Source organism: Bacillus cereus (assembly GCF_002567495.1).
GTDB lineage: Bacteria > Bacillota > Bacilli > Bacillales > Bacillaceae_G > Bacillus_A > Bacillus_A cereus_AQ.
Window position 1 is genome coordinate 110,588 of sequence record NZ_NVAP01000023.1, and the last position, 26,454, is coordinate 137,041.

Below are 26,454 nucleotides of genomic sequence, written 5' to 3' on the forward strand. Positions count from 1 at the left end.
TTAAAGGCATACGCCAATAAATCAAAATGAATCTAGACGTATGAAACGTCTAGATAAAATGATCAGACATCACGAAGTCTATACAAGGGAGCTGGGGGTGATTAAATCGTAACAAATGTAAGATTTAGTGTAAACGCTTTATTGAGTTAAAAAAGACTTTCTCAATACAAAAAGGCTTGAATACAAACTACATATGAAAGCGAAAGATCGGTAAGGGAGGAAATAGCTCATTATAAATAAATTTGAGAAAAAATTGTATGAAGCCAATCATTAATGACGTAGCAAGATGAGAAAATATCATGTAAAATAATAGTAAAAATATGTAAAGGAGGGGATAGTGTGGATGTGTTTTTGAGCATTGCTGAAGAAAAAATTCGACAAGCAATACGGAATGGGGATCTCGATAATATTCCGGGACAAGGAAAACCACTACAATTAGAAGATCTTTCAATGGTACCTCCAGAGCTAAGGATGAGTTATAAAATTTTAAAAAATGCGGGAATGATTCCACTAGAAATGGAATTACAAAAGGATATATTAAAAATAGAGGATCTAATTGCTTGCTGTTATGATGGAGAAGAGAGAAAAAATTACAAGAAGAGTTAACAACAAAAACATTGCGTTTTCAGCAGTTAATGGAAAAGAGAAAAATGAAAGATAGTTCAGCATTTCGTATGTATCAAGATAGAGTATTTCATAAATTGCGTTAAGAGGGATAAGATGAATAAATTTGAAACGATAGAAGAATTAGCGACATATATTGAAGAACAACCATTAGTACTTCTGTTTATTAAAACGGAAAATTGTGGTGTTTGTGATGTCATGTTAAGGAAAGTAAATTACGTATTAGAGAATTATGATTACGTAGAGAAAATTGAGATATTACTACAAGACATGCAGGAGGTTGCGGGACGATATGCAGTATTTACAGGACCGACAATTTTATTATTTCATAATGGAAAAGAGATTCTTCGCGAATCGCGCTTTATTTCACTGAAGAATCTAGAAAAAATCATCCAATTATTCGAAGATTAAGGGAGGGCTCTATATGGAATTTATTATTATAATACTAGTATTTGTTGTAATTGGGACAATTGTAACAGCAGCTCGATCGAACAAAAAGAAAGTAAACTTGACGAAACAAAATAACATACATAATTCATCTAATAGCTCATCGCCATTATTTTTCTTTGCTGGATCGGATAATGATAGCTCGCATGATGGCGGTTCACATGATTGTGGAGGATCTTTTGGTGGAGATAGTGGAGGCAGCTGCGGTGGCGGTGATTGATGAAAATGCGCCTTATATAGGCGTATTTCTTTTTAAACAAACGTTTGATTAGTTGGCTTACATATGCATAAAAACAGTTAAACAAACGTTTGATTAATGTTTTGAACATACTAAGGGGAATGGAAATGGGAAGGGAACCGAAAGTGAAAAACAAAGGGAAAGTAGTATTATTTTTATTGGTTGCGGGAGGGATGTTTCTCGTCAAACTAGGATTTAAATTTGGAACAATACATATGATTCGAACTTGGTTTGAAAATACGTTTTCGTAAATAAAGAATATAGCCTCTTGCGATAGAGGTTTTTTATTTGTTATTATTAGACTGAACGGTCGGTTTAGTGAGGTGTAAATATGAGAAGAAGCGCAGAAGAAATAAAGAAAGAAATTGCATATAAAGCAGAAAGTCTGTTTTCACAAAAAGGCTATGCAGCTACATCCATGGAAGACATATGTGAAATTACAGAGCGAAGTAAAGGAAGTATTTATTACCACTTTAAAAGTAAAGAAGAATTATTTTTATTTGTAGTGAAACAGCATACGTATGATTGGATTGAGAAATGGAATGAAAAAGAGAAGTTGTATAGTACTAGTACTGAGAAATTATATGGCTTTGCAGAATATCATGTAGAGGATATACAACAACCTATTTCTAATGCAATAGAAGAATTTTCTATGAGCCAAGTTGTAAGCAAAGAGATTTTGAATGAAATGCTAGCTTTAACAAGAGAATCATATGTTATTTTTGAGAAATTAATTGAAACAGGTATACAATCTGGAGAGTTCCGTGAAGATAATACTCGTGATCTTATGTATATTGTGAACGGATTATTATCAGGGCTTGGAGTGCTTTACTACGAATTAGATTATAAAGAGTTAAAACGTATTTATAAAAAGGCAATAGATGTATTGTTAAATGGAATGGCAGCTGAATAATAAGTCAGTTGCTTTTCTTACAAAACAAATTAGACCGAACGGTCGGTTTGTGAAAGGGGAATGAAAATGAACGCTTTATTTAAAAACAGAGCATTTATGCTCGTTATGGCATCTGATATTTTACAACAATTTGCAATCTGGATTAGAAATATGGCTCTTTTGTATTTCATCATGGAGCGAACGAATAATGATCCAGTTTCAGTGTCGCTATTATCTGTCATGGAATATGCACCTATCTTTATATTCTCGTTCATTGGTGGTGCATTAGCAGATCGTTGGAATCCGAAAAGAACAATGGTTGCTGGAGATGTGTTAAGTGTACTGTCTATTATAGGAATTGTCTTATTGTTAAAGGTTGATTACTGGCAGGCAATATTTTTTGCAACACTTGTTTCCGCAATTGTAGGTCAGTTCTCTCAGCCGTCATCGTCCCGTATATTTAAGCGCTATGTAAAGGAAGAACAGGTAGCAAGTGCTATTGCATTTAATCAAACATTACAGTCCTTATTTATGATTTTTGGGCCAGTTGTAGGATCAATTGTGTATACACAACTCGGCTTATTTACATCACTATATAGCTTAATCATTTTATTTTTGTTATCTGCTATCGCTCTTTCATTTTTACCGAAATGGGTTGAACAAGAAGAAGTGACAAGAGATTCATTAAAAAATGATATAAAAGAAGGATGGAAATACGTTCTTCACACGAAAAATTTACGCATGATTACAATCACTTTTACAATTATGGGTTTAGCTGTTGGATTAACGAATCCATTAGAAGTATTCCTTGTAATTGAACGTTTAGGCATGGACAAAGAAGCTGTTCAATATTTAGCAGCAGCTGACGGAATAGGTATGTTAATCGGTGGTATTGTTGCTGCAGTTTTCGCTTCAAAAGTGAATCCGAAAAAGATGTTTGTATTCGGTATGGGCATATTAGCGATGTCGTTTTTAGTAGAAGGGCTATCTACATCATTTTGGATTACTAGTTTCATGAGATTTGGAACAGGTATTTGTTTAGCTTGTGTTAATATCGTTGTCGGTACGCTTATGATTCAACTTGTACCAGAAAATATGATTGGAAGAGTAAATGGGACGATTTTACCACTGTTTATGGGGGCAATGCTAATTGGAACTTCACTAGCTGGAGGATTAAAGGAATTAACTTCACTAGTTACTGTATTTTGTATAGCAATGTCACTTATTTTATTAGCAATAGGACCGGTTTTACGTATGCAAATAAAGAAAGAAGATGTTGTGAATCGAGAGGAAATGACGAATTCATTGGTTTCGAAATAGCTATTGTAAGGGGGCAGAACTGCTCCCTTTTTTCATGGCAATCTTTTGACAATAAAATGTCCCAACTATATACTGATGATGTAAAAATGATTTTACAGGTTAGGAGAAATAGTGTGAAAAATCAAATCTATGAATTACGCACTGAAAATAATATTTCACAAGGCGCATTAGCTGATAAATGTAGGGTTTCTAGACAGACGATAAATGCAATTGAGAATAATAAATATGATCCAAGCTTAGCGTTAGCATTCCGTTTGGCTGAAGTATTAGGAACAACTGTTGATAAACTATTTTTATATAAGCTGTAGAGTCTTTAATTGTAAGGCGTTATCGCTATAAGAAAAAGATCCCCTTCTCGTATGAAGAGGATCTTTTTCTTATAGCGTTTTAGTTTTTGGAGTAGGTGATGTAACGGATGTAGCATTTTCAGGGACTTTAGTTAATAAAAATCCACCGATAATAAACAATACAATAATACTAAGAACACCAGCGTTCGTTTTTCCTGTTAATTGCGTTGTAACACCGACTAATACTGGGCCCATAATTGCGGCGAACTTGCCAAAGATATTATAAAATCCGAAGAATTCATTAGCAGATTCTTTTGGTACTAGTTTTGCAAAGTATGAGCGACTTAGTGCTTGAATACCACCTTGAGATGTAGCAACTAGCATTGCTAAAATCCAAAAATCAAGTGTCGTTTTTAAGAAATAGGCATATGTGCAAATTATGATATAAATAATGATACCGACATATAGCATTTTTTTACCAGTAAATGTTTCGGATAGTTTTCCATATAGTAAAGCAAATGGACAAGCGACAATTTGTGTTACAAATAATATGATTAATAGATTAGTTGCACTGATACCGAGATCGGTTCCGTAAGCTGTAGACATCGTAATAATTGTATCGACTCCGTCAATATAGAAAAAGTAAGCGATTAGAAACATAAATACAGTTTTATATTCTTTAATATTTTTAAAAGTAGCAGCAAGACGTTTGAAGCTCATTCTAATCGGTCTTGGATGACGCTCAATATAGTGTGTTTGCTCTACGTTTTTAAGCATTGGAATTGTAAATAACCCCCACCAAAGAGCTGTTATCGCAAAGGAAATTTGACTAGCAATGCCGACTGATAAGGGAATAGTTCCTTTTTGAGAAAGAATAATAAGAGCAATACACCCGATAAAAGGAATCGTACTTCCAATATAACCCAATGCAAATCCTCTTGTAGAAATTCGGTCCATTCTATCTTCAGAAGTAACATCTACTAAAAATGCATCATAGAAAATGTTTGCTCCAGCAAAACCGACTAATGCGAGCATATAGCATCCTAGTAATAAGTACCACTGAGATGTTGGGACAACTGCTAGCATACTTGTAAATACGATACCAAGTCCGAAGAAGAATGTGAAAAATCGTTTTTTAAATCCTTTATAATCAGCAACTGTGCCGAGAATAGGAGCAAGTATAGAAATTAAAAGTGTAGCGAACGAATTTGCATATCCCCAATAAGCTGTTGAAGTTGCCCCAGATAAACCGGCTTCTTTTGCAGCTGCTTTAAAATAAATCGGAAATAATGCAGTTGTAATGACGAGCGAGTACACCGAGTTCGCCCAATCGTATAATATCCAGCTTTTTTCTTGTCTGGACATTTTTTTCATATAGTGTTCCCCCTTAAATTTGTTCTACTAACAGTGTACAAAAATAAAAATTATAAAAAGAGAAACAGTGATGATTTTTACAGAACTTTTACATATATACAGAGTTCTTTACAATTGAAGTAAATCCTCTACAATTGCTCCGTCCGTTTCACCGAGATGCAAACCAAGTAACCTAGCGATAGTTGGACCTTCATCAATAAGTCTCATATGCGGGATTGTCACACCGCTTTTTATACCTTTTCCAGCAGCTATAAAAATTGTTTCATAGTTAGGTTTTGTCGGAGAGTAACCATGAGTTCCAAATGTATATTTTTTACTAGAAGTAACATCTTTTTTTGTAATTTCTTTTATAAAGTCGCCTGTATGATTTTCAGTAAAATAATATCCTTCTTGTGCTTCTAGCATAAATAAACAATTACCATCTGCACCGCAGTCTTTCACAGCTTCATCATGAAGTATAAATTCAATTCCATTCTGTTTATTTTGTAGCAGTTCTTCAAGGAGTAGTTGTACTTCTCGAATTGTATCCGTATCATTTTTGTCTTTCACATATACATAGGCAGATCCGTCGCAACTTTGACAATAGGCTTTCCAGTCTGCTAATCTCCCTTTTTTATTTATAGATACAAGGCCTTTTTGTTGGAATAGCACATTTAATTGAATTGCTTTGTTTTCACTTAAGGCGCTATGATCGCCAAGGGCAATAATTGTACTTTCGTCGTATAGTCCACTTTCTTTTAATGCATGAATAATCTTTCCTAGACGTTCGTCGTGCCTATGTATTGCAGCTATTGTTTCGTTAGATTCAAAGCCATGATAATGTCTTTGCGTATCTAAATCAGTGAAATGTACGAACATAACATTAGGCTTTTTCGTCTGAATGGTGTGTACGGCAGAGGCGAGGACGAAATCATCCAGCTCAGGTTGTGATAAGCCATTTCTTATATGGCCGAAGCGCCGATTTAAATCTAATTGATATAGCGGACTACCGCTAAATAATGAAACGAAAACTTGATTTTGCCATGGTCTATTTGGAAAGATTTCTGGTAAATTGTAATCAATATTTGCTCTGCCGGTAACAGGCCAAAGAAGGGCTGCTGTCGTTAATTTTGCTTTATGTGCTTCATCGTATAAAGTTGTTCCTTTAATGGACTTTCGGTACCAATGCCAATCAGGTGACTCGCGTCCTGGTTGAAGTAATGTATTGCTAATAACGCCGTGCTTGTTAGGGTAATTACCGGTTACGATTGTTGAGTGGCTTGGATATGTTACAGAAGGATAAATTGGTTCTACTTTTTCAACAACCGTGCCCTTTTTTATTAGAGATTGGAAATGAGGTAATTTTTGTAGTATAGGAAAATCTAATGCTGATAAACAGTCGAATGATAAAATAATGACACGATTCGTTAATGCTTTATCCATAAAGCAATCCTCCTAATTATATGAAACCTATTCTTATATATTACTATTAATACCTAGTAATAAAAATATGTTTTTGAATAAAGTTTATTATTTATTTTCAGAAAAATTAAACATATAATAAGTATAAGGGAATCTATGGAAGGAGGGAATAGTATGGACTGGTTAGATGGATTCGGTATATTTTACATCATTGGTGGCATCACAATTCTCCTTGTATTTGCTATTTCATATTTACTAAAGAAACGTTTTCCAGACAAACAGTTTGATATTATATTTGCACTTATTGTAATACTTCTTTGCTTAGCATCATTTCCTGTTACCATGATGGTTATTGGTGGATGGGAAGGAATGGGATATGGATTTATTGGTTTCTTCGTTCTACTTGGTACACTTATCGGTATGATTGCACATCAACTTGTAAAAATCACTCGAAAAAGCTACGTATAAAACTGCAAAAAACGAAAAGAATATATAAAAATAAGAAAATTAGTTATTGTTAAAAAAAAGAATTTGTATTATGATATTCAACAAATTTATTTTGTTATAACGATGAAAAAGGAATAGTACATGTTAAACCTTTTTAGCAGAGAGAGAATCCGCCAGGCTGAAAGATTCTTAAAAAGGCGATATGGAACCTACCTTTGAGTTCTGCATATGCAGCGGGAATTTCCCGTTATCAAAAAGAGAGCATATACAATTTTTGTGTATGAATCAGGGTGGTAACGCCGGCAAAGCTCGGTCCCTATTTAGGGACGCGGGCTTTTTTGTATTTTCTAGAAGGAGGAAGATTGACTATGGCAAAAGAACAAGTGCAAGCCATTACGAAGATGGAAGAGGACTTTGCGCAGTGGTATACCGATATTGTAAAAAAAGCCGAACTTGTTGATTATTCAAGTGTAAAAGGGTGCATGATTTTACGTCCATATGGTTATGCCTTATGGGAAAATATGCAGAAGGTGATGGATGAGAAGTTAAAAGAAACTGGCCATGAAAATGTATATATGCCAATGTTTATTCCAGAGAGCTTATTGCAAAAAGAGAAGGATCATGTTGAAGGATTTGCTCCTGAAGTAGCATGGGTTACGCATGGCGGAGATGAAAAATTAGCGGAAAGACTTTGTGTACGCCCTACATCTGAAACTTTATTCTGTGAGCACTTTTCAAAAATTGTGCAATCCTATAATGATTTGCCAAAGTTATATAATCAGTGGTGTTCAGTAGTTCGTTGGGAGAAGACAACTAGGCCATTCCTTCGTACGACTGAATTTTTATGGCAAGAGGGTCATACAATCCATGAAACGGCAGAAGAATCGCAGGCTGAAACATTAAATATTTTAAACTTATATGCTTCTTTCTGTGAGGATTATTTAGCGATACCAGTTATTAGAGGACAAAAAACAGAAAAAGAAAAGTTTGCGGGAGCAAAGGCAACTTATACGATTGAAAGTTTAATGCATGATGGAAAAGCACTTCAAACAGGAACATCTCATAACTTTGGGACGAATTTCTCTGAAGCATTTGATATTAAATTTTTAGATCGTAACGGTAAGTGGCAATATGTACACCAAACATCTTGGGGTGTATCAACAAGAATGATAGGTGGATTGATTATGGTTCATAGTGACAATAATGGACTTGTAATGCCACCAAAAGTCGCTCCAGTACAAGTTGTTATTGTACCGATTGCTCAGCATAAAGAAGGAGTTTTAGCAAAAGCAACAGAGTTACAAGGACATATTCAAAAGATTGCACGAGTAAAAATAGATGCTAGTAATAAAACGCCAGGTTGGAAATTTAATGAGTATGAAATGAAGGGTATTCCAATTCGATTAGAAGTTGGCCCTAAAGATATTGAAAAGAATCAAGTTGTACTTGTAAGAAGAGATACGAAGGAAAAAGAGTTTGTATCAATGGATCAATTAGAAGAACGTATTCCAGCATTACTTGAAGAAATTCATACTTCTTTATTTAATAAAGCAAAAGTATTTCGCGATGAAAATACGTATATTGCGACGAATTTCGAAGAGATGAAAAAAGTAGCTGACGAAAAGCAAGGTTTTATTAAGGCAATGTGGTGCGGGGAATTAGCTTGTGAAGAGAAACTAAAAGAAGAAGTTGGAGTATCTTCACGTTGTATGCCTTTTGAGCAAGAAGATGTAGCTGAAGAATGTATTTGTTGTAGTAAAGAAGCGAAGCATATGGTGTATTGGGGAAAGGCGTATTAATACTCTTTCTGATAGATGATAAAAAGGACTTTGAGCTGCATAATAAGATGCAATCTAAAGTCCTTTTTCGTTTTATACTGTATTTCATGTATTCTTTAGATGGAAGGATGCTGTTCTTATTTTACGTTTTTACGACGAATAAACAGTAACATACCAATTAGGAATGTTGAAAGACCGATTAAAATAGATGTAGGGTAATGCGTTGCGGTATTAGGTAACTTATCACCTTGTTTTTTCGTATTATCTTTTACATTACCACCTTGAGAACCATTGCCCTCCTGAGAACTGCTATCGCCTTTAACACGATTGCCGCCGTGAGAACCATTACCACCAGAACCGTTGCCGCCGTGAGAGCCACTGCCACCAGAACCGTTGCCACCGTGAGAGCCACTGCCGCCAGAACCATTGCCACCGTGAGAGCCGTTGCCACCAGAGCCACTGCCGCCAGAACCGTTGCCACCAGAGCCATTGCCACCAGAACCGTTATCGCCAGAACCGCTACCACCAGAGCCATTGCCACCAGATCCACTATCGTCTTGAGAACCACTGTTTTCTGGTGGCTTATTATTATCTTTTGAGTTACCTTCTGCTAAATGATCGTTATTTTGTACAATTGCATTTGTCATTGGAGAGAAGTTTCCCGTCGCCGCATGACCAATATTTAAACCACTAAAAAAAGATAAAGAAAGTGTTGATGCTAAAATGAAGATTCTTGTCATTGTTTTCCTCCTGAAAAGTTAATATTCCATCTAAAATGCATCCCTTTGTAATATTTCATAGGAAAAAGAGTTTTATGCAAAAAAAACTATATATAGAAAAAGGTGGTGTATTTTTAAAGAGAGAAAAGGGTTAGTATAAATTCTTTATAAATAGTAGAGCGGTAGGGATTTTATAATCATTACAGTAGAGGAAGTGACAGTAGATGAAAGAGTATATTGCATTTGATATTGGTGGTACACAAATTAAATATGGAATAGTTTCAGAAATAGGGAGAGTGCTAAAGCATAAAACGATTCCAACGGAGATTCATTTGGGTGGGGAACAAATTGTTCAAAAACTAATCTTTTTATCAAAAAAATTAATGAATGAACATATGATTTCTGGCATTGGTATTAGCACTGCGGGCATTGTTGATATCAATAAAGGGATTGTGACGGGAGGAGTGGATCATATTCCAGACTACACTACTATTCCTATTGTTAATAGATTGCAAGCGGTATTAAAGGTTCCTGTATCCATTGACAATGATGTGAATTGTGCAGCATTCGGAGAAAAGTGGAATGGTAGTGGAAAAGGAAAAGGAAATTTTATTATGCTTACCCTTGGAACGGGTATTGGAGGAGCAATTGTTATAGATGGAGAGTTATACAGAGGGCACTCGTTTAGTGCTGGTGAATGGGGGAATATGCTAATAGAAGGAAAAACGTTTGAAGAGATTGCTTCGATTTCAGGATTAATTCGGCTTGTAAGAAAATATAAAGGCAAAGGCGAGTGGAATGGGAAAACAATTTTCGAATTGTATGACAAAGGAGATAGGGAAGTTGCTCAAGCAGTTGGAATTTTCTTTAAACATTTGGCAATCGGGATTAGTAATCTTGCTTATATTCTTAATCCAGAAATGATTATTATTGGTGGAGGAATTACCGACAGAGGAAATGAGTTTTTAAAAGAAGTAAAAGAAGAAATCAGCAACTACTTAAATCAAGAAATTCACAGTAACTGTGAGATTGAACTTGCACAAAATGGTAATTGTGCAGGGATGATTGGTTCTATTTACCACTTCTTACATCATCATAAGTAAATTATATGAATGTTTTCATATAACTGAGAATTTATCCTTTTTATCGCTAGGTAAATAATGCTACAATATAAGAGAAGAATACAATATTTTCCGATTTGGAAAATGCTTTGTAGAAAGGGAGAAACTGCATGCCTATTATTTTAGAAAAAGGTCAAAAGATCGATTTAACGAAAGGACAACCGAAAGTAGCAAAACTACAGGTTGGCTTAGGCTGGGATCCAATTGGGCAATCAGGTGGATTTCTGTCTTCATTATTTGGAAGTAAACCAAATATAGATTGTGATGCATCTGTTGTTATGTTAGAAGGAGATCGTTTTTTAAACAAAAATGATTTAGTTTACTTCGGAAATAAACTTTCTACTTGTGGTAGTATTATTCATTCAGGAGATAATTTAACAGGCGAAGGCGCTGGTGATGACGAAACAATTTTCGTAGAATTACATAAAGTTCCAAGCCGTATTAATCGTTTAGTATTCGTTGTAAATATTTATGACTGTGTAAATCGTCGTCAAGATTTCGGGATGATTCGTAATGCATATATTCGTATTCAAAACCCGCAAACTGGTGAAGAATTAGCACGCTATAATTTATCGGATAATTATGCTGGCAAAACGACTCTAATTGCAGGTGAAATGTATCGACACGGAAGTGAATGGAAGTTTTCGGCAATTGGCGAAGGCACGCAAGATAAAAACTTAAGTGAGATTGTATCACGTTATCAATAAAATAAACCGAGGAGGAATTGTGTATGGCATCAATTTCATTGAAAAAAGGACAAAAGGTAGACTTAACAAAAACAAATCCAGGTCTTTCGAAAGTTCTTGTAGGACTTGGTTGGGATACGAATCGTTATGATGGACAAAACGATTTCGACTTAGATGTTAGTATTTTCTTAGTAGGTGCGAATGGTAAAGTTTCAGGAGCTGAAGATTTCGTTTTCTATAATAATCCAAAAGGTGCGAATGGTGCTGTAGAGCATTTAGGAGATAACCGAACTGGTGAAGGTGAAGGCGATGACGAAGCGATTAAAATCGATTTAAAAAATGTTCCAGCACATATTGAACGTATTTGTTTCACAATTACAATTTATGATGGAGAAGGCCGTAGCCAAAACTTCGGACAAGTTTCTAATTCTTTCGTACGTATTCTCGATGAAGAAAAGAATGCAGAATTAATTCGTTACGATTTAGGAGAAGATTTCTCTATTGAAACAGCTGTGGTAGTAGGTGAATTATACCGTCATGCAGGGGACTGGAAATTCAATGCAATCGGAAGTGGATTCCAAGGTGGATTAGCGTCTCTATGTAATAACTTTGGTTTAGATGTAGAGTAATAGATTTGATTTATATATCCATCGGTGAAATGTATGTTTACCGATGGATATATTTTTAAAGATAAAAATATAGAGGTGAATATAAATGGTTATTCAATTGCAAAAAGGACAGAAGATTGATTTAGGTAAGACAAGCCCTGGTTTAACAAAAGCGGTAATTGGTCTTGGATGGGATATTAAATCTTATGATGGCGGAGCCGATTTCGATTTAGATGCATCTGCTTTTTTATTAGATGCGAACGGGAAATGTACGAAGGAAACTGATTTTATTTTCTACAATAATTTACAGTCTCCTTGTGGATCAGTTTTACATACTGGCGATAACAGAACTGGTGAAGGCGAAGGCGACGACGAGCAACTTGTTGTAGATTTGAAGAAAGTTCCAGCAGACGTTCATAAAATTGCTATTACAGTTACAATTTATGATGCGGAAGGTCGTAATCAAAACTTTGGACAAGTAGGAAACGCATTCGTTCGTTTAGCAAATGAAGAAACGAACGAAGAAGTTCTTCGTTTCGATTTAGGAGAAGATTTCTCCATCGAAACAGCAGTTGTCTTTTGTGAATTATATCGTCATAATGGACAGTGGAAGTTTAATGCAGTAGGAAGTGGATTCCAAGGCGGTTTAGGTGCGCTTGTAAGAGCGTATGGCCTGGATGCATAGAAAGGAAACGATATTCGTTTCCTTTTTTTGACCTTTCTATAAATCTAGCAAAGAATAGGGGATAAAGGTAAGATGAGTATTTTGCAAGGAATCCTTGATACGTATGCTCAGTTTTTTGACTTGGACATGTGGATTAAAGTGTTGCAAGATCCAGTATCTTGGGGATTAATAGGTACACTTGTTGTACTTGAAGGGTTACTATCCGCTGATAATGCACTTGTGTTAGCAGTAATGGTAAAACACCTTCCGGAAGAGAAACGTAAAAAAGCATTATTCTATGGACTTATTGGAGCTTATGTATTCCGCTTTATTGCAATTGGAATCGGAATGTTCTTAATTAAATTATGGTGGGTAAAACTTCTTGGTGCACTTTACCTTGCTTGGTTATCAGTAAAATACTTTATTGATAAGCGTAAAGGTGCAGGTGAAGAAGAGGAAGCTCATGGTATGAACCAAAACAGTATTTTCTTCAGAATGTTCGGTGTCTTCTGGGGAACAGTTGCGATGGTCGAATTAATGGATATCGCGTTCTCTGTAGATAGCGTACTTGCTGCATTTGGTGTATCTAATGAAGTTTGGATTTTACTATTAGGTGGAATGCTAGGTATTTTAATGATGCGTGGTATCGCTGGTGTATTCTTGAAATTACTAGAGCGTATTCCAGAGCTTGAAACGACAGCATATATTTTAATTCTAATTATTGCATCGAAAATGTTACTGTCTTTAATCGAGATTGAGATTAGTCATACACTATTCTTTATTATTTTAGTTGTAGCATTTGGAGCAACATTTATAATTCACTACATGAAGAATTCTGGACAAGCTAAAGAAGAAGTTGCAGCTACTAAAAACAATCATAAATAATTGAAATGGGTTTGCTCGTTTTGCGAGCGCCCATTTTTTATAACCAAAAATAGTTTATAATAGAAGAAGAACTTAGAAAAAACGTAAATGTTTTTGGAGGTGAACTGTTATGTTTTCACGTTTTACACTTCAACCATATGCATTAAAAGATGAATCAGATTTAAAGAAATTTGAAACACTTTTAGAAAAACGCCCACAATATGAGCTGACAGAGAATGAGATGAAATTTAGTTATATAGCATGTCGAATCCTTGGTGTTCCTAATGATGTAGATGAATATTTTAATGAACTGTTTGATTATAGTGAAGCGAAAGGAATCGAAGTTTTACACGAACAAAATTTAAACAAAGTGATTGATTCGGAAAAGCTTCGTCATATTCAAGAAGTGTTCGGATTACATCAAGAAGCACCAAATGGTCTGACAGTAAATAGGCTAGTTGCACACTTATCTGGGAAACAACTTTTACCGAAAGTAGACAATCCTGATTTACAGCATTATATACATACGACGTTTATTTCTGTATTGAAATTATATGAAAAACAACATAATCAATCTTTAAAAACAGAAGGCTTCCGTCGTTTCTTAATCGACATGATTAAATTAAGCGAAAATTACGTAGCGAAGTGGTTCTCTACGATTAATTATAAGAAGCAGATGCCACGTATCGTTTGGTACGGTGATGCACAGGAAAGCCGTATATATTTCTTATACTTTCTTATTATGCTCGGTTGTGATGTGCTTTATTATCACCCCGAAGGAAAAGATGGATTTGAAAATATTGAAGAAGAGGGAAGAACTTTTGTTGTATCTCATTCAAGTCGCATTTCTCTTGAACCATTCCCTGATCGTCGACGTGAGCGTGTTGCAACAGTAGCGTATCAAGCTTCGAAAGAAATTGAACAAGTACTTCACCACGATAATTCACTATTATATAAACCGTGGCAATTCCGTTCGTATACACCTGTAGCTCGTACATTAAAAACAACATACGATGAACTCTTTTTAATTACGAAAGAAAAAGCGTTTGTACGCCCAACATTCTTTGTTGAAAATAAACATATTTATATTCCTTCTTTATTTGCGAAAATATCAGGTGTTTCAAAGAATGATAAAGAATATTTTCAGCGATTAAAGGCTGTGACATCATTTGATAACAGTTTATTAATTAATACATTCCCGTTTACGAAAGAGCAAAAAGCAAATTTCCAATATCATTATCGAGATGCGTTAGACCGAGCTGGGAAATTACATCCTGATTTAATTATGAATAGCCATTGGTGGCCGCATAAGCGTTTACCAGAAGGGTTACAACATGGGATTGCAGAGGCGATTATCCATACATGTGAAAGTGAAATGTGCAAACCGATTGCGAAAGAAACGAAACAAGAGGTAGCATTGTATGTTTTCGCACAGCTTTCTCAAATACCACCGAATATTTTAGAGCAGCTTGAGAAATTTGATTATTCACAAGAGGTACCGAAAATTGTTATATTTAATAATGAGAAGAGCGGAGAATTAACTCGTTCTGACGCTGTTTTATTACTATTTTTGAATCAAATTGGAGTAGATGTATTCCATTTCAATCCAACGGGGAGAAACGATATTGAACCGTATATTGAAGCTGGAGCATTCGATTCCCATTGGCTTGAAGAAGTTAATTTCGATCTTGAGTTTCATGGTTCATCAGCCTATAAAAATTTATCACAAACAATAAAAGGACTATTTCGTCCATTTTTATAAGGAAAGGGAGAATACCATATGAATAACCCAGTCGTACTAGATTCGAAAACAGAATTGAATGAGCAAACCGCACAAGATGTTCGCTTGCAGCTTAGACAAGATGCAGATGTGCAACGTATTTATAACGCAGTAGATATTAAAGACCAATTGGAATTAATTGAACTTGGAAAAGAACCTTCTATGGAAATTTCACGTTTCGCTGATCAAATTTTACATACAATGTCATTATCAAAGATAGAAGATTCTGGTGAATTGTTAAAGCAACTTGGTAAAATTATGGACAGGTTTGATAGTAAAGACTTTGCGGAAGAAAAAAGTGGTTTCTTCTCACGCATGTTCAAAAAAGCGGATAAAATGATTGAACAAATCTTTAGTAAATACCAAACGATGGGCCGCGAAATTGATAAAGTTTATGTGGAAATTACGAAGTACCAAGATGAGATGAAAAAATCAATTGGTACGTTAGATGGCTTATATGAGCAAAACCTAAAATATTATTTAGACTTAGAGAAGTATGTAGTAGCAGGAGAAATGTTATTAGAGCGTTTAAATACAGAGCTAGTCCCGATGTATGAAGAGCGCGTGCGTAATAATGATCAACTAGCAGGTATTGAATTAGAGTCGCTTAAAAACTCGGTTGAAATTTTAGAGCAACGTATTGATGATTTAGAAAAAGCACGTATGGTTGCACTACTTACAGCACCACAAATTCGTATGATTCAACGTGGTAACAATAAATTAATCGGTAAAATCAATACAGCATTTATTACAACGATTCCTATCTTTAAAAATGGTATCATTCAAGCAGTAAATGCGAAACGCCAAAAACTTGTTGCTGATTCTATGGCTGAACTGGATCGTCGTACAAACGAATTACTTAAGAAGAATGCGCAAAATATCGCAACTCAAAGTGTGGAAGTAGCGAGATTATCAGGTTCTTCAAGTATTAAGATGGAAACACTTGAGGAAACTTGGAACATTATTTCAAGAGGTATGCAAGAAACACAGCAAATTGAAGAGCAAAATAAACGTGAGCGTGAAGAAAGCCGTAAGCGTATGGCTACATTAACAGAGAATATTAAAAAAGAATTACAAGGATAAATGAAAAGGCAATGAGGAATAGTCCTCATTGCCTTTTAGTTTTTCTTAACTAATTTAATGATTTCATTCACAACAAGAGGAACGATGCTTAATAAAAGAACAAATCCCCAATCTCGCATTGTTAATGCATGCACACCAAATATATTTGCAAGAGGTGGGATGGAGATAATACAAACTTGCATAAGAACACCGATAAGAAGTGAGAAGACTAAATATTTATTTGTAAATAGCCCGATTGAAAAAATCGATTTCGTTCTTGAGCGTAAGTTAAATGAATGAACGAGCTGAGAAAAACTAAGAACGACAAATGCCATTGTTTGGGCATGTAATAGAGCATCATCATCAATTTGCTCTGGGAAAAGTGGAAATAAGTTTGTATCTCCAGCATAGAGTTTCGCCCCAACGATAAAGGCTGCTAATGTTAAAAATCCAATTACAATCCCGTTGAAAATAAGAAAAGGGACGCTACCGCTAAATAAGCTTTCTTTTGCATGGCGTGGTTTTTCTTTCATTACATCAGGGTCTTCGGGGTCAACACCGAGCGATAATGCAGGTAGTGTATCTGTAATTAAATTGACCCACAAAATGTGAATCGGTCTTAGTGGTGTTGCCCAGCCAAGTAAAATGGCTAAAAATAAAGTAATAATCTCTCCAAAGTTACAGGACAGTAGGAAGAGAATAGATTTTTTAATGTTACGATAAATATTTCTACCTTCTTCAACAGCCTTCACGATAGAGGAGAAGTTATCGTCTGTTAAAACGACGTCAGCTGCCCCTTTTGCAACATCTGTTCCTGTAATTCCCATTGCTACCCCAACATCTGCTTGTTTTAAAGATGGAGCATCATTGACGCCATCACCTGTCATAGAAACGATATTCCCTTTCGCACGTAATGCTTTTACAATCTTCACTTTATGTTCTGGAGAGACTCTAGCAAAGACGTTTAAATGATTAATTTTACTTGCTAGTTCTGTATCTGAAATGCTATCTAATTCATTCCCTATCATAACTTCAGATTCTTTTGCAACAATGCCAAGTTCTTTAGCGATTGCAAAGGCCGTGTCTTTATGGTCACCAGTAATCATCACTGTGCGAATACCGGCTTTTTTACATTCTGTTATAGAGTTTTTTACTTCTGTTCGTGGTGGATCAATCATACCGATAAGACCGATAAATATGAGATTTTCTTCAAGATGATTTATATCTACATCATTCGGATTGTACTGTTTAAATGCGAATGAAAGTACTCTTAAAGCTTCTTTAGACATTGACCCAGCAGCGTCTAATATTTGATTTGTATCAGAATCAGTTAAGGCCTCGATTTTGTCGTTTTTAAAAATATGGGTACATCGAGGTAAGAGTTTATCAATGGCACCTTTCGTCATGCTATAGTAGCTTTCATCGTATGTATGTACAGTTGACATCATTTTACGGTCTGAATCAAAAGGCACTTCGTTAACACGTTCATGTTTATTTTCTAAATCATCCTTTTGAATGTTAAAAGTGTTTCCGGCAACGAGAAGTGCAATTTCGGTAGGATCCCCGGTTTGGGATTCGCTACTATAAGACGCATCATTACATAACACCATATTTTCTAATAAGAGACGTTGCGTATCATTATTTATATTTAAATTTTCTAAGTGGTCGTATGTGTTATCACTATAAAAGTGAGTAGCTGTCATTTTATTTTGTGTTAATGTACCGGTTTTATCTGAACAAATAATTGTGACAGACCCGAGAGCTTCAACAGCTGGTAATTTACGAATGATAACATTCTGTTTAATCATGCGCTGAACGCCAATTGCAAGAACGATAGAGACAATAGCTGGCAAGCCTTCTGGAATTGCTGCAACAGCTAAACTAATAGCAGTCATAAACATTTCTAACGTATCTCGTCCTTGTAAAAAACCGATGAGAAACATAATAGCGCAAATTGCTACAGCGACAAAACCTAAATATTTTCCTACTTGTGCTAAGCTTTTTTGAAGTGGCGTCATATCATCATCAGCTTCATGTAAAAGGGTAGCAATCTTACCAATCTGTGAGTTCATCCCAGTTTCAACAGCAACACCGACGCCTCGGCCATATGTTACAAGAGTAGACATAAAGGCCATATTTTTTTGATCGCCTAATGGTACTTGCTCATCACTTTGCATGGAAGGGTGGTAGATTGCATCTTTATCAACGGGGACGGATTCACCAGTTAGAGCAGATTCTTCAACTTTTAAATTTGCGGTTTCGATAAGTCGTAAATCGCATGGGATATATCGCCCAGCGTCGAGCATAACGATATCACCGGGAACGACGTGCTCAGATGGAATTTCTTTTAGTTCACCATTTCGCTTGACGATAGCTTTAGGTGTCGCCATCTTTTTCAATGCCTCTAAAGCTTGTTCTGCTTTTGATTCTTGGACGACACCTATAACAGCATTTAAAACTACAACGAGCGCGATAATACTTGCATCAGCCCATTCACCTACAAAGGCTGAAATAAGGGCAGCAATAATAAGGACATATACGAGGACATCATTAATTTGGGCGAAAATCCGCTGCCATAACGTGCGTTTTTGTTTTGTAGCCAATTCATTAGAGCCGTATTGCTTTAAACGTTCATTTACAACTTCATCTGTTAAACCGTGTTGTTCATTTGTTTCTAGGTCGATTAATGTTTGATCTTTCGTCTTACTGTACCAATTGCTCATAAGTAAGCACCTCCAGTAAAAACAGTTAGCAATGGTAGTGTTGCTATTATTTGTGAGTAGTATGTATGGAGAAAAAATCTAAGGTGAGGTTCTACTTCCATTGTACAATATTTTACAGTTGGTTGAGTGAAAGAGAAGAGTTGTCATGAATTTGTTGGAAATAAAAAAGAGCCTCATAAGCGAGGCTTTTTTTACTTTTTAATTAATGTACCTAATTCTTCTGTAATAGCTTGCATTTCACTAATGCTGAATGTTTCACGTTTCATAACATGATCATAAATGTCACGTAAGTCTTCATACATTTCTTCATTAAAGCTAGCAGCTCTCATCGCGCCAGCATTAACCATACGTAATTTTTCTTTAATAGCTTCGACCATATATTCAACGTTTTCTTCTGACTTTACGGATAAATCCACCGAAGTGTCCCCCTTTAAAATAACATAAGGATATCTTAACATTTTTTATCATTTTCGTTAATGAATCTTTTCAATCCTATTAAATTAGTAGGGATTTGCTTTATATTTAACGTATTATTCGAAAGAAGTCTCCTTCCTGAGGTGTGTGAAAGACGATAGTCTAGCGGTAGGTGGGAGATGAATTTCGGTTTGGCGTGGCCAAACATTTGGTTTTCCTAATTATTTCGCCTCTGATATAATTATTCTTATAAGAGGTAAAGTTTGGTATAACAATGAAAGTAGATAATAATCTTGTAGTGTTCAGGTTGTGTGATCACCGTCATAGCTTATGGAAAATGAGGCGAATGGATATGACAAAGCAGAATAAGGCGTATAAATTTCGTCTGTATCCTACAGAAGAACAAGCACATCTCATACGAAAAACATTCGGTTGTGTACGTTTTGTGTATAACAAAATGCTGGTCGAAAGAAAGGTAGTATATGGAAAATATAAAGAGAACAAAAAAGAACTACAGAAACAAAAATTCCCTACTCCTGCGAAATACAAGGCGCAGTATGAATGGCTGAAAGAAGTTGATTCATTGGCATTGGCTAACGCGCAATTAAACTTGCAAGCTGCGTATAAGAATTTTTTTAGTGGTCAAAATGATTTTCCTACTTTCAAAAGTAAAAAGAGTAGAAAATCTTATACAACGAATCGAGTAAATGGAAATATTATGTTATTTCATGGTTATATCAAATTACCAAAATTGAAAATGGTGAAACTGAAGCAACATAGAGAGATACCGCAAAACCGTATCATCAAATCGTGCACAATTTCGATGACACCAACTGGTAAGTATTACGTGTCTATTTTGACCGAATATGAAAAAGAAATCACTCCAAAAGAAGTAGAACGTGTAGTTGGATTAGACTTCGCAATGGCTGAATTATACGTGAGTAGCGAAGATGAGAAAGCCAATTATCCTCGCTTTTATCGTCAGATGTTAGATAGATTAGCAAAAGCACAACGAGTATTGGCAAGACGTGTAAAAGATTCAGAGCGCTGGAATAAACAGCGCATTCGTGTAGCGAAGTTGCATGAAAAAGTCGCCAATCAACGTGAAAATTTCCTTCATCACAAGTCTAAAGAATTAGCTACGAGTTTTGACGTTGTAGCAATTGAAGATTTACATATGAAAGGGATGTCACGAGCACTTAGATTTGGTAAGAGTATAGCGGATAACGGTTGGCGGATGTTCACGACATTTTTAGCATATAAGCTGCAAGAACAAGGAAAACAGCTTGTAAAAATAGATAAATGGTTTCCTTCTACAAAGATGTGCAGTCGTTGTGGAAATAAAAAAGAAATGCCATTATGTGAACGCACGTATGCGTGTTCGTGTGGACTCGCAATCAGTCGTGACTATAACGCAGCGATCAATATCAAAAAAGAAGCCCTACGCTTATTAGCGTTGGTCTAAATAGTAACAAAATAACCTTTGGAACAAGGGAGTTAGCTCGGCTGTCCTAGGACAAATTCGTTAGCTATCAAAAGTAGCGATGAACCGAGAAGCCCCTACTTCAAGTAGGCTCGTAAGAGATACTAAGTGGTGGGTAGTTCACTAATTGGTTGTTTATACTATAAGTATATATTAAGAAATGCACCAAGAAGGGAAGAACAAAAATATGGTTCAAGTATTATTTGTTTGTCTTGGGAACATTTGCCGTTCTCCAATGGCAGAAGCAATTTTTCGAGATCTTGTCGTAAAAGAGGGACTTGAAGAGAAAATTGTCATTGATTCTGCAGGAACTGGAGATTGGCACATTGGTCATCCACCACATAAAGGAACACAAAAAATTTTAAAAGAAAATGAAGTCACTTTTGAAGGAATTAAAGCAAGGCAAGTAGAAAAAGAAGACTTAACAAAGTTTGATTATATTATTGCCATGGACAACAAGAATATAGCAGATTTAAAAAGTTTAGGTAAAACTGGAGGCTATATTGGTAGGCTGTCCGACTTTGTTCCAGACGGTGGCTGGACAGATGTTCCTGACCCTTACTATACAGGGAATTTCCAAGAAGTGTATGACCTTGTAACAGAAGGGTGTGCAAAGCTATTAGCTTTCATTCGAAATGAACAAGGAATATGAGGAAGCTTAGAAAGAAATACTTTCTAACATAAGAAATGAAAGGGTGAAGGAATATGGCAAAGAAAAATAATATTGCTCGAAATATTGCGATTGGTGTAGCTGCAGGTGTAGCTGTATCCATGTTAAAGAAAGAAAACCGTGAAAAAGTAAAGAATACAGCAGAAAAAGCCAAAACAAAGATGATTGAAATTGGTGAAAATGCAAAAATCAAAGAAAAAGTGCAAACTGTTACAGATAAAGGACGCGAACTTGCTGATTTCAATGTAGTGAAAGCGAAAGTTGCAGAAATTAAAAAATTAACACCATCTGTTGTAGAGACGTTAAAAGAAACGAAAGAAATTTTTAGTAAGAAAAAAGTTGAGCCAGAAGCAAAGCCAGAAACGATTGAAATTCAAGCTGTATCTCCAAAGGTAGATGAGCTTAAAGCAGAAGAAGAGCCAGTAGTAGCTGAAGATGGTGGTATGAAAGAAGCGCGTGAATTATTTATGAAAGACTCAAACGTAGAGGAAAAAAAAACTGAAGCGTACATTGAGCTAAAGCAAGATAAAGAAGAGAAGAAAAGCGTTTAAACATATATGAGAAAAATTTTAGAAAAGGTGAGAAGACATCGTACTTATTCGTTTGGTAAAGATTTGTATGACCGGACGATGCGCGATGATGTAGCGGGCTTGGCAGCACAGCTCGCTTATTTCTTCTTGCTTGCGATTTTTCCTGGGCTTGTTTTCTTAATTACGCTTCTTGGATTCATTGACCTTCAAACAGAAAGTGTGCTCAATTTATTAGAACCGTACGTACCGGAAGATGCGATGTACTTAATTGAAGTAAACGTAGATAAAGTTGTAAATGAACAAAATGGTGGGTTATTATCATTTGGTTTACTGTCTATGCTATGGTTTGCTTCAAACGGGGTAAATGCGGTTATGAATGCTTTTAACCGTGCTTATGATGTAACAGAAACACGTTCTTTTATTAAAACAAGAGCGTTATCTATTGTGTTTACATTGGCAATTATTTTTATGATTGTGTTTGCGTTAATTGTACCAGTGTTCGGACAGGTGATTGGAGCAGCGGTGTTTAAAGCAATTGGCTTGTCGGATAGTTTTTCTTATGTGTGGAGTATTCTGCGATTAGTAGCGAGTTTCTTCGTTCTATTTGCATTGTTTAGTTTTTTATATACGTTTGCACCAGATCGAAAGTTAAAAAGAAGAGAAGTTATTTCAGGTGCAATCTTTGCTACTGTAGGATGGATTGTGGTATCGTACTCATTTGCTTATTATGTAGATAAGTTTGCAAATTACGCCAATACATATGGTGGTCTCGGTGGTATCATTATTTTAATGTTATGGTTTTATTTAACTGGATGGGTAATTTTACTTGGCGGTGAAATTAATGGTTTACTCCATCATTATAGAACGGGTGACAATAATTCCCGTAATGAATAATGAGCTCTTGTTCCATAATAAAAAGGAACAGGGGGGATATTTCATGAGTAATAATAAAAAGAACCATAATAACAAAAGTAACAATAAACAGAAGAGCAGTTCGCATCCAAAGCATAAAACGAGTAGTAGTGCGAACGGTCATAATAGCTATCATTAAAAAAAACGGGTCCTCTATGAGGGACCCGTTTTATTTGCTTCCTTTTAATAATCGTAAGCCATTTAAAATGACAAGAATTGTACTTCCTTCATGCCCAATAACGCCGAATGGAAGAGCTAAAAATTGCAAGAAGTTTGAACAAATTAGTAGCGCAATTACAGCTAGCGAAAAGATTACGTTTTGCTTCACAATACGGTTCATTCGTTTTGATAGACGGATCGCTTGAGAAAGACGGGATAGTTCGTTCTTCATAAGTACAACATCCGCAGTTTCTAAAGCTACATCTGTTCCTTCTCCCATTGCGACACCAATGCTAGCAGTAGCTAGTGCAGGTGCATCATTTATACCGTCTCCGACCATGGCTACTGTACCATACTTTTCTTTTAACTTTTTAATCGTTTCAACTTTTGTTTCTGGTAAACATGATGCGTAATATTCTTTTATATTACTTTCAGAGGCAATTGCCTTTGCTGTTTCTTCATTATCACCGGTAATCATAATGGCTTCGACGCCAATACTTTGTAAATCGCGAATGGCAGCTATCGTTTCTTGGCGAAGTGTATCTTTTAAAGCGATAAGTCCAAGAATGCCATTTTCATCGCTAATATAAACGACAGTTTTACCTTCTTTTTCAAGTGAGGCAGAAATACCATTATGAAATGTCTTTGTTTCTTCGCCAATAAAATCAGCTTTACCAATTTTATAAGCTTTGTTTTCAAATATTCCTTTTAGTCCAAAACCAGTTACATCTTCAACATTTTCGGGTTTTTGTAATGTAATGTCGTACGCATGTTGTGCATGTTTAACAATAGCTTCAGCTAAAGGATGTGTAGAGTGACTTTCAATCGATGCTGTAATAGAAAGTACGTCTTTTTCATTTATACCGTCTCGAACGTATACATCTGTTACAGTAGGTTTGCCTTGTGTCAATGTTCCTGTTTTATCAAATGCGATTGCTTTCACCGAAGCAAGGCGTTCTAAATGTATACCACCTTTAAAGAGAATTCCGTTTCTCGCCCCGTTAGAAATGGCTGATAAAGTAGCTGGTGTAATGGCAGCAACGAGCGCACAAGGAGACGCGACTACAAGTAAAATCATTGCGCGATAAAACGTTTCATTCCAGCTCCAGTCAAGTAAGAAATGAGGGACGAACATCATAAGTGCAACAACGATTAGTACTCCTTTTACATATGTTCCTTCAAACTTTTCAATGAATAGTTGTGATGGTGATTTTTCGCTTTGTGCACTTTGGACAAGACGAATAATCTTTTGGAATAAGGTTTGATCGCTCGGTTTTGTAATTTTAACTTCGATAGCGCCACGTAAATTTACAGTACCAGCAAATACTTCATCACCAAATTTTTTCTCATTCGGAATAGGTTCCCCTGTAATAGCAGCTTCATCGATATTTGTTTCACCGGTATGAATCGTACCGTCAGCAGGAACGCGTTCACCTGGCTTAATTAAAATAATGTCGTTAATTTGTAATCGTCCAACAGGAACACGTTCCTCGGTTCCATTTGAAATGCGTAATGCTTCTTCAGGTTGTAAATCAAGAAGCGCTGAAATTTCTTTTTGACTTTTACTTAATGTATAAGATTCCATCGCACCGCTTAGTGCGAAGATAAAGATTAAAATTGCACCTTCTGCCCAGTAGCCAATAATTGCAGCGCCGATAGCAGCAAAGAGCATGAGCATTTCAACATTTAGCTCTTTTTCTTCAATGGTGTCTTCAATACCTTCCTTTGCTTTTGCATATCCGCCAACTATATAAGCGAGGATATAGCAAGTAATGCCTACATTCATTGCATCGTTCTTTGTGAATAACCAACCAGCTAAAATGAAAATACCAGATGCGATTGCAAATATAAGTTCATAATGTTTCTTTAATGTATCCCATAAAGAGGGATGAGAAATAGACTTTTGTACTTGTAATGTTTTTACTTCTGAGTTCATTAGTATTCGCTCCTTCCGAATTCTTATTGAGAAAAATAATCAAAATCGAAACCCCTATAAAACGACGAAAGCTGCCATCCATAATGGATAGCAGCATTTCTGTTGAATCTGTTTTTAACAGTTATTATATTGTAATTATTCTATAGTATATCATATGTTTTTATGAGATGATACGGTTTTGTTTTAAGTATAAACGGAAAACTTGTGTTTTCGCAATACCTTTGGTATATATGAATATTGTTCATAAAAAGATCGGAAAGGAAGACACCAAGTGAAGACAGAGAAAATTTTTACCCATCCGATTGGCGTACTGATTGCTGCAATAGTAGCGACTTTTTTATGGGGGAGCGCATTCCCTTTTATTAAATTAAGTTATGCTGAACTTGGAATTCAGCCACAAGAAGTTGGGGAGCAAATATTATTTGCCGGTTATCGTTTCTTTTTATCTGGAGTCATGCTCTTATTATTCTTTAAAGTGTTAGGAAAAGATATGAGCTTCAAAAAAGGAACGGGGAAACAGTTAATACAAATTGGTTTATTTCAAACGTTTCTTCAATATATCTGTTTTTATATTGGAATGAGTTATAGTTCAGGAATTGAAGGAGCTATCATTTCAGGGACATCATCATTCTTTCAAATTTTACTCGCCCATTTTTTATATAAAGATGATGCTCTCAATATGAGAAAATTAATTGGAGTATCGATTGGTTTTTGTGGTGTCATTTTAGTAAATGTGCCGAGTGATGGTAGCTTATCATTTCATTTTGGAATCGGAAGCTTATTACTTCTTAGTGCAGCAATGCTGTATTCATATGGAAACATATTAGCAAAAGAAGGTAGTAAAACATTAGATGTTGGTTATATGACAGCATACCAAATGATTTTTGGTTCTATAGGATTATTATGTATAGGGGCTTTGCAAGTTGGAGTAATGCCGTTTACATTTAGTCTACATGCAATACTTATGCTGACTTATTTATCTTTCTTATCTGCAGCTGGTTTTTGCATTTGGAATACAATTATGAAGTACAACAAAGTTGGAAAAGTATCTATGTATATGTTCTTTATACCCGTATTTGGTGTGTTATTATCGAGTATGATTTTAGGTGAAGCAATCCATTCATTTGTGTTATTCGGTTTAGCATGTGTAGCAGCGGGAATTGTTGTGGTAAATCGTATGCCAACTAAGCAGAAAATAGAGCAAGAAAAACAAGTAGCATAGAGAGCAGAAAAGCGATTACAATGGAAGAACAGTGCTGTTCTTCTTTTTTTATAGAAAAAGGATAATAGACTAAGTGTAACGAAAAAAGATACA

The 26,454-nt window shown here is 35.6% G+C and carries 26 protein-coding genes, 1 pseudogene and 1 other annotated feature; of the genes and pseudogenes, 21 read left to right on the forward strand and 6 right to left on the reverse strand.

The window, feature by feature from the left end; genetic code table 11:
- Positions 1–339 precede the first annotated feature (339 nt).
- The 7 genes and pseudogenes from COK05_RS10490 (at position 340) to COK05_RS10520 (ending at position 3,829) form a co-directional block, all read left to right on the forward strand.
- Positions 340–710: pseudogene (locus COK05_RS10490) on the forward strand (DUF1992 domain-containing protein).
- Positions 711–720: 10 nt separating this feature from the next.
- Entirely contained in the window at positions 721–1,035 is a 315-nt protein-coding gene (locus COK05_RS10495) for a thioredoxin family protein (RefSeq protein WP_098612531.1), read from the forward strand.
- 13 nt (positions 1,036–1,048) lie between these two features.
- Positions 1,049–1,291 (forward strand): hypothetical protein, encoded by a 243-nt coding sequence (locus tag COK05_RS10500; RefSeq protein WP_098612532.1) that lies wholly within the window; start codon positions 1,049–1,051, stop codon positions 1,289–1,291.
- A 125-nt stretch (positions 1,292–1,416) separates the two neighbouring features.
- Complete coding sequence (locus tag COK05_RS10505) at positions 1,417–1,560, forward strand: histidine kinase (RefSeq protein ID WP_098612533.1); 144 nt, start codon at positions 1,417–1,419, stop codon at positions 1,558–1,560.
- An 80-nt stretch (positions 1,561–1,640) separates the two neighbouring features.
- The gene (locus COK05_RS10510) at positions 1,641–2,222 is read left to right on the forward strand and encodes a TetR/AcrR family transcriptional regulator (RefSeq protein WP_098612534.1); all 582 of its coding nucleotides are present in this window, start codon (positions 1,641–1,643) and stop codon (positions 2,220–2,222) included.
- Between the two features lie 66 nt (positions 2,223–2,288).
- Positions 2,289–3,521 carry an MFS transporter gene (locus COK05_RS10515; RefSeq protein WP_098612535.1) on the forward strand — a complete coding sequence of 411 codons (1,233 nt, stop codon included), beginning with the start codon at positions 2,289–2,291 and terminating at the stop codon, positions 3,519–3,521.
- 56 nt (positions 3,522–3,577) lie between these two features.
- A complete protein-coding gene (locus tag COK05_RS10520; protein WP_098612536.1) occupies positions 3,578–3,829 on the forward strand; it encodes a helix-turn-helix transcriptional regulator in 252 nt (83 codons plus the stop codon).
- Positions 3,830–3,898: 69 nt separating this feature from the next.
- Here the strand turns inward: COK05_RS10520 and COK05_RS10525 are convergent, their stop codons facing one another.
- Entirely contained in the window at positions 3,899–5,182 is a 1,284-nt protein-coding gene (locus COK05_RS10525; protein ID WP_098612537.1) for an MFS transporter, read from the reverse strand.
- Positions 5,183–5,290: 108 nt separating this feature from the next.
- Positions 5,291–6,604 carry an alkaline phosphatase family protein gene (locus COK05_RS10530; RefSeq protein ID WP_098612538.1) on the reverse strand — a complete coding sequence of 438 codons (1,314 nt, stop codon included), beginning with the start codon at positions 6,602–6,604 and terminating at the stop codon, positions 5,291–5,293.
- A 153-nt stretch (positions 6,605–6,757) separates the two neighbouring features.
- Here COK05_RS10530 and COK05_RS10535 point away from each other — a divergent pair, with 153 nt between their 5' ends.
- A complete protein-coding gene (locus COK05_RS10535) occupies positions 6,758–7,051 on the forward strand; it encodes a YesK-like family protein (protein ID WP_043924604.1) in 294 nt (97 codons plus the stop codon).
- A gap of 93 nt (positions 7,052–7,144) precedes the next feature.
- Positions 7,145–7,351 (forward strand) — a binding site (T-box leader).
- A gap of 47 nt (positions 7,352–7,398) precedes the next feature.
- Positions 7,399–8,829: a proline--tRNA ligase gene (gene proS, locus COK05_RS10540; RefSeq protein ID WP_098612540.1), complete on the forward strand. Its 1,431-nt coding sequence runs from the start codon at positions 7,399–7,401 to the stop codon at positions 8,827–8,829.
- Between the two features lie 116 nt (positions 8,830–8,945).
- On the opposite strand, the gene COK05_RS10545 is transcribed toward proS, so the two are convergent.
- Complete coding sequence (locus tag COK05_RS10545) at positions 8,946–9,548, reverse strand: LPXTG cell wall anchor domain-containing protein (RefSeq protein ID WP_098612541.1); 603 nt, start codon at positions 9,546–9,548, stop codon at positions 8,946–8,948.
- Positions 9,549–9,751: 203 nt separating this feature from the next.
- Between COK05_RS10545 and COK05_RS10550 the strand changes: the two genes are divergently transcribed.
- From COK05_RS10550 to COK05_RS10580, 7 genes are all read left to right on the forward strand, one after another.
- The gene (locus COK05_RS10550) at positions 9,752–10,630 is read left to right on the forward strand and encodes an ROK family protein (protein ID WP_098612542.1); all 879 of its coding nucleotides are present in this window, start codon (positions 9,752–9,754) and stop codon (positions 10,628–10,630) included.
- A 128-nt stretch (positions 10,631–10,758) separates the two neighbouring features.
- Positions 10,759–11,355: a TerD family protein gene (locus COK05_RS10555; protein ID WP_098612543.1), complete on the forward strand. Its 597-nt coding sequence runs from the start codon at positions 10,759–10,761 to the stop codon at positions 11,353–11,355.
- Between the two features lie 23 nt (positions 11,356–11,378).
- A complete protein-coding gene (locus tag COK05_RS10560) occupies positions 11,379–11,963 on the forward strand; it encodes a TerD family protein (protein WP_141539009.1) in 585 nt (194 codons plus the stop codon).
- Positions 11,964–12,048: 85 nt separating this feature from the next.
- Positions 12,049–12,627, forward strand: a complete 579-nt coding sequence (locus COK05_RS10565; RefSeq protein WP_098612545.1) for a TerD family protein — start codon at positions 12,049–12,051, stop codon at positions 12,625–12,627.
- Positions 12,628–12,699: 72 nt separating this feature from the next.
- On the forward strand, positions 12,700–13,491 hold the full coding sequence (locus COK05_RS10570) for a TerC family protein (protein WP_098612546.1): 792 nt from the start codon (positions 12,700–12,702) through the stop codon (positions 13,489–13,491).
- 109 nt (positions 13,492–13,600) lie between these two features.
- On the forward strand, positions 13,601–15,232 hold the full coding sequence (locus tag COK05_RS10575; RefSeq protein WP_098612547.1) for a YceG family protein: 1,632 nt from the start codon (positions 13,601–13,603) through the stop codon (positions 15,230–15,232).
- Between the two features lie 18 nt (positions 15,233–15,250).
- A complete protein-coding gene (locus COK05_RS10580) occupies positions 15,251–16,333 on the forward strand; it encodes a toxic anion resistance protein (RefSeq protein WP_001064413.1) in 1,083 nt (360 codons plus the stop codon).
- A gap of 35 nt (positions 16,334–16,368) precedes the next feature.
- Here the strand turns inward: COK05_RS10580 and COK05_RS10585 are convergent, their stop codons facing one another.
- Complete coding sequence (locus COK05_RS10585; protein WP_098612548.1) at positions 16,369–19,035, reverse strand: cation-translocating P-type ATPase; 2,667 nt, start codon at positions 19,033–19,035, stop codon at positions 16,369–16,371.
- A gap of 191 nt (positions 19,036–19,226) precedes the next feature.
- Positions 19,227–19,451: a DUF1128 domain-containing protein gene (locus COK05_RS10590; protein WP_000366196.1), complete on the reverse strand. Its 225-nt coding sequence runs from the start codon at positions 19,449–19,451 to the stop codon at positions 19,227–19,229.
- 350 nt (positions 19,452–19,801) lie between these two features.
- Between COK05_RS10590 and COK05_RS10600 the strand changes: the two genes are divergently transcribed.
- The 4 genes from COK05_RS10600 to COK05_RS10615 all read left to right on the forward strand — a co-directional run bounded on the left by COK05_RS10600 (position 19,802) and on the right by COK05_RS10615 (position 23,026).
- Positions 19,802–20,914 carry an RNA-guided endonuclease TnpB family protein gene (locus COK05_RS10600; protein ID WP_098612549.1) on the forward strand — a complete coding sequence of 371 codons (1,113 nt, stop codon included), beginning with the start codon at positions 19,802–19,804 and terminating at the stop codon, positions 20,912–20,914.
- 205 nt (positions 20,915–21,119) lie between these two features.
- Positions 21,120–21,584, forward strand: a complete 465-nt coding sequence (locus COK05_RS10605; RefSeq protein WP_098612550.1) for a low molecular weight protein-tyrosine-phosphatase — start codon at positions 21,120–21,122, stop codon at positions 21,582–21,584.
- A gap of 53 nt (positions 21,585–21,637) precedes the next feature.
- On the forward strand, positions 21,638–22,153 hold the full coding sequence (locus tag COK05_RS10610; protein WP_098612551.1) for a DUF4075 domain-containing protein: 516 nt from the start codon (positions 21,638–21,640) through the stop codon (positions 22,151–22,153).
- Positions 22,154–22,159: 6 nt separating this feature from the next.
- The gene (locus COK05_RS10615; protein WP_098612552.1) at positions 22,160–23,026 is read left to right on the forward strand and encodes a YihY/virulence factor BrkB family protein; all 867 of its coding nucleotides are present in this window, start codon (positions 22,160–22,162) and stop codon (positions 23,024–23,026) included.
- A 187-nt stretch (positions 23,027–23,213) separates the two neighbouring features.
- Here the strand turns inward: COK05_RS10615 and COK05_RS10625 are convergent, their stop codons facing one another.
- Positions 23,214–25,139: a heavy metal translocating P-type ATPase gene (locus COK05_RS10625; protein ID WP_098612554.1), complete on the reverse strand. Its 1,926-nt coding sequence runs from the start codon at positions 25,137–25,139 to the stop codon at positions 23,214–23,216.
- 271 nt (positions 25,140–25,410) lie between these two features.
- Here COK05_RS10625 and COK05_RS10630 point away from each other — a divergent pair, with 271 nt between their 5' ends.
- On the forward strand, positions 25,411–26,361 hold the full coding sequence (locus COK05_RS10630) for a DMT family transporter (protein WP_098612555.1): 951 nt from the start codon (positions 25,411–25,413) through the stop codon (positions 26,359–26,361).
- The last annotated feature ends 93 nt before the right edge of the window (positions 26,362–26,454 follow it).

Bases quoted from the DNA above. Each gene is read 5' to 3' on its own strand.
- COK05_RS10495 (WP_098612531.1), top strand. From the start codon at position 721: ATGAATAAATTTGAAACGATAGAAGAATTAGCGACATATATTGAAGAA.
- COK05_RS10520 (WP_098612536.1), top strand. From the start codon at position 3,578: ATGTCCCAACTATATACTGATGATGTAAAAATGATTTTACAGGTTAGG.
- COK05_RS10555 (WP_098612543.1), top strand. From the start codon at position 10,759: ATGCCTATTATTTTAGAAAAAGGTCAAAAGATCGATTTAACGAAAGGA.
- COK05_RS10500 (WP_098612532.1), top strand. From the start codon at position 1,049: ATGGAATTTATTATTATAATACTAGTATTTGTTGTAATTGGGACAATT.
- COK05_RS10505 (WP_098612533.1), top strand. From the start codon at position 1,417: ATGGGAAGGGAACCGAAAGTGAAAAACAAAGGGAAAGTAGTATTATTT.
- COK05_RS10510 (WP_098612534.1), top strand. From the start codon at position 1,641: ATGAGAAGAAGCGCAGAAGAAATAAAGAAAGAAATTGCATATAAAGCA.
- proS (WP_098612540.1), top strand. From the start codon at position 7,399: ATGGCAAAAGAACAAGTGCAAGCCATTACGAAGATGGAAGAGGACTTT.
- COK05_RS10525 (WP_098612537.1), bottom strand. From the start codon at position 5,182: ATGAAAAAAATGTCCAGACAAGAAAAAAGCTGGATATTATACGATTGG.
- COK05_RS10625 (WP_098612554.1), bottom strand. From the start codon at position 25,139: ATGAACTCAGAAGTAAAAACATTACAAGTACAAAAGTCTATTTCTCAT.
- COK05_RS10550 (WP_098612542.1), top strand. From the start codon at position 9,752: ATGAAAGAGTATATTGCATTTGATATTGGTGGTACACAAATTAAATAT.
- COK05_RS10580 (WP_001064413.1), top strand. From the start codon at position 15,251: ATGAATAACCCAGTCGTACTAGATTCGAAAACAGAATTGAATGAGCAA.
- COK05_RS10585 (WP_098612548.1), bottom strand. From the start codon at position 19,035: ATGAGCAATTGGTACAGTAAGACGAAAGATCAAACATTAATCGACCTA.
- COK05_RS10545 (WP_098612541.1), bottom strand. From the start codon at position 9,548: ATGACAAGAATCTTCATTTTAGCATCAACACTTTCTTTATCTTTTTTT.
- COK05_RS10600 (WP_098612549.1), top strand. From the start codon at position 19,802: ATGACAAAGCAGAATAAGGCGTATAAATTTCGTCTGTATCCTACAGAA.
- COK05_RS10565 (WP_098612545.1), top strand. From the start codon at position 12,049: ATGGTTATTCAATTGCAAAAAGGACAGAAGATTGATTTAGGTAAGACA.
- COK05_RS10615 (WP_098612552.1), top strand. From the start codon at position 22,160: ATGAGAAAAATTTTAGAAAAGGTGAGAAGACATCGTACTTATTCGTTT.
- COK05_RS10570 (WP_098612546.1), top strand. From the start codon at position 12,700: ATGAGTATTTTGCAAGGAATCCTTGATACGTATGCTCAGTTTTTTGAC.
- COK05_RS10575 (WP_098612547.1), top strand. From the start codon at position 13,601: ATGTTTTCACGTTTTACACTTCAACCATATGCATTAAAAGATGAATCA.
- COK05_RS10530 (WP_098612538.1), bottom strand. From the start codon at position 6,604: ATGGATAAAGCATTAACGAATCGTGTCATTATTTTATCATTCGACTGT.
- COK05_RS10560 (WP_141539009.1), top strand. From the start codon at position 11,379: ATGGCATCAATTTCATTGAAAAAAGGACAAAAGGTAGACTTAACAAAA.
- COK05_RS10605 (WP_098612550.1), top strand. From the start codon at position 21,120: ATGGTTCAAGTATTATTTGTTTGTCTTGGGAACATTTGCCGTTCTCCA.
- COK05_RS10535 (WP_043924604.1), top strand. From the start codon at position 6,758: ATGGACTGGTTAGATGGATTCGGTATATTTTACATCATTGGTGGCATC.
- COK05_RS10515 (WP_098612535.1), top strand. From the start codon at position 2,289: ATGAACGCTTTATTTAAAAACAGAGCATTTATGCTCGTTATGGCATCT.
- COK05_RS10610 (WP_098612551.1), top strand. From the start codon at position 21,638: ATGGCAAAGAAAAATAATATTGCTCGAAATATTGCGATTGGTGTAGCT.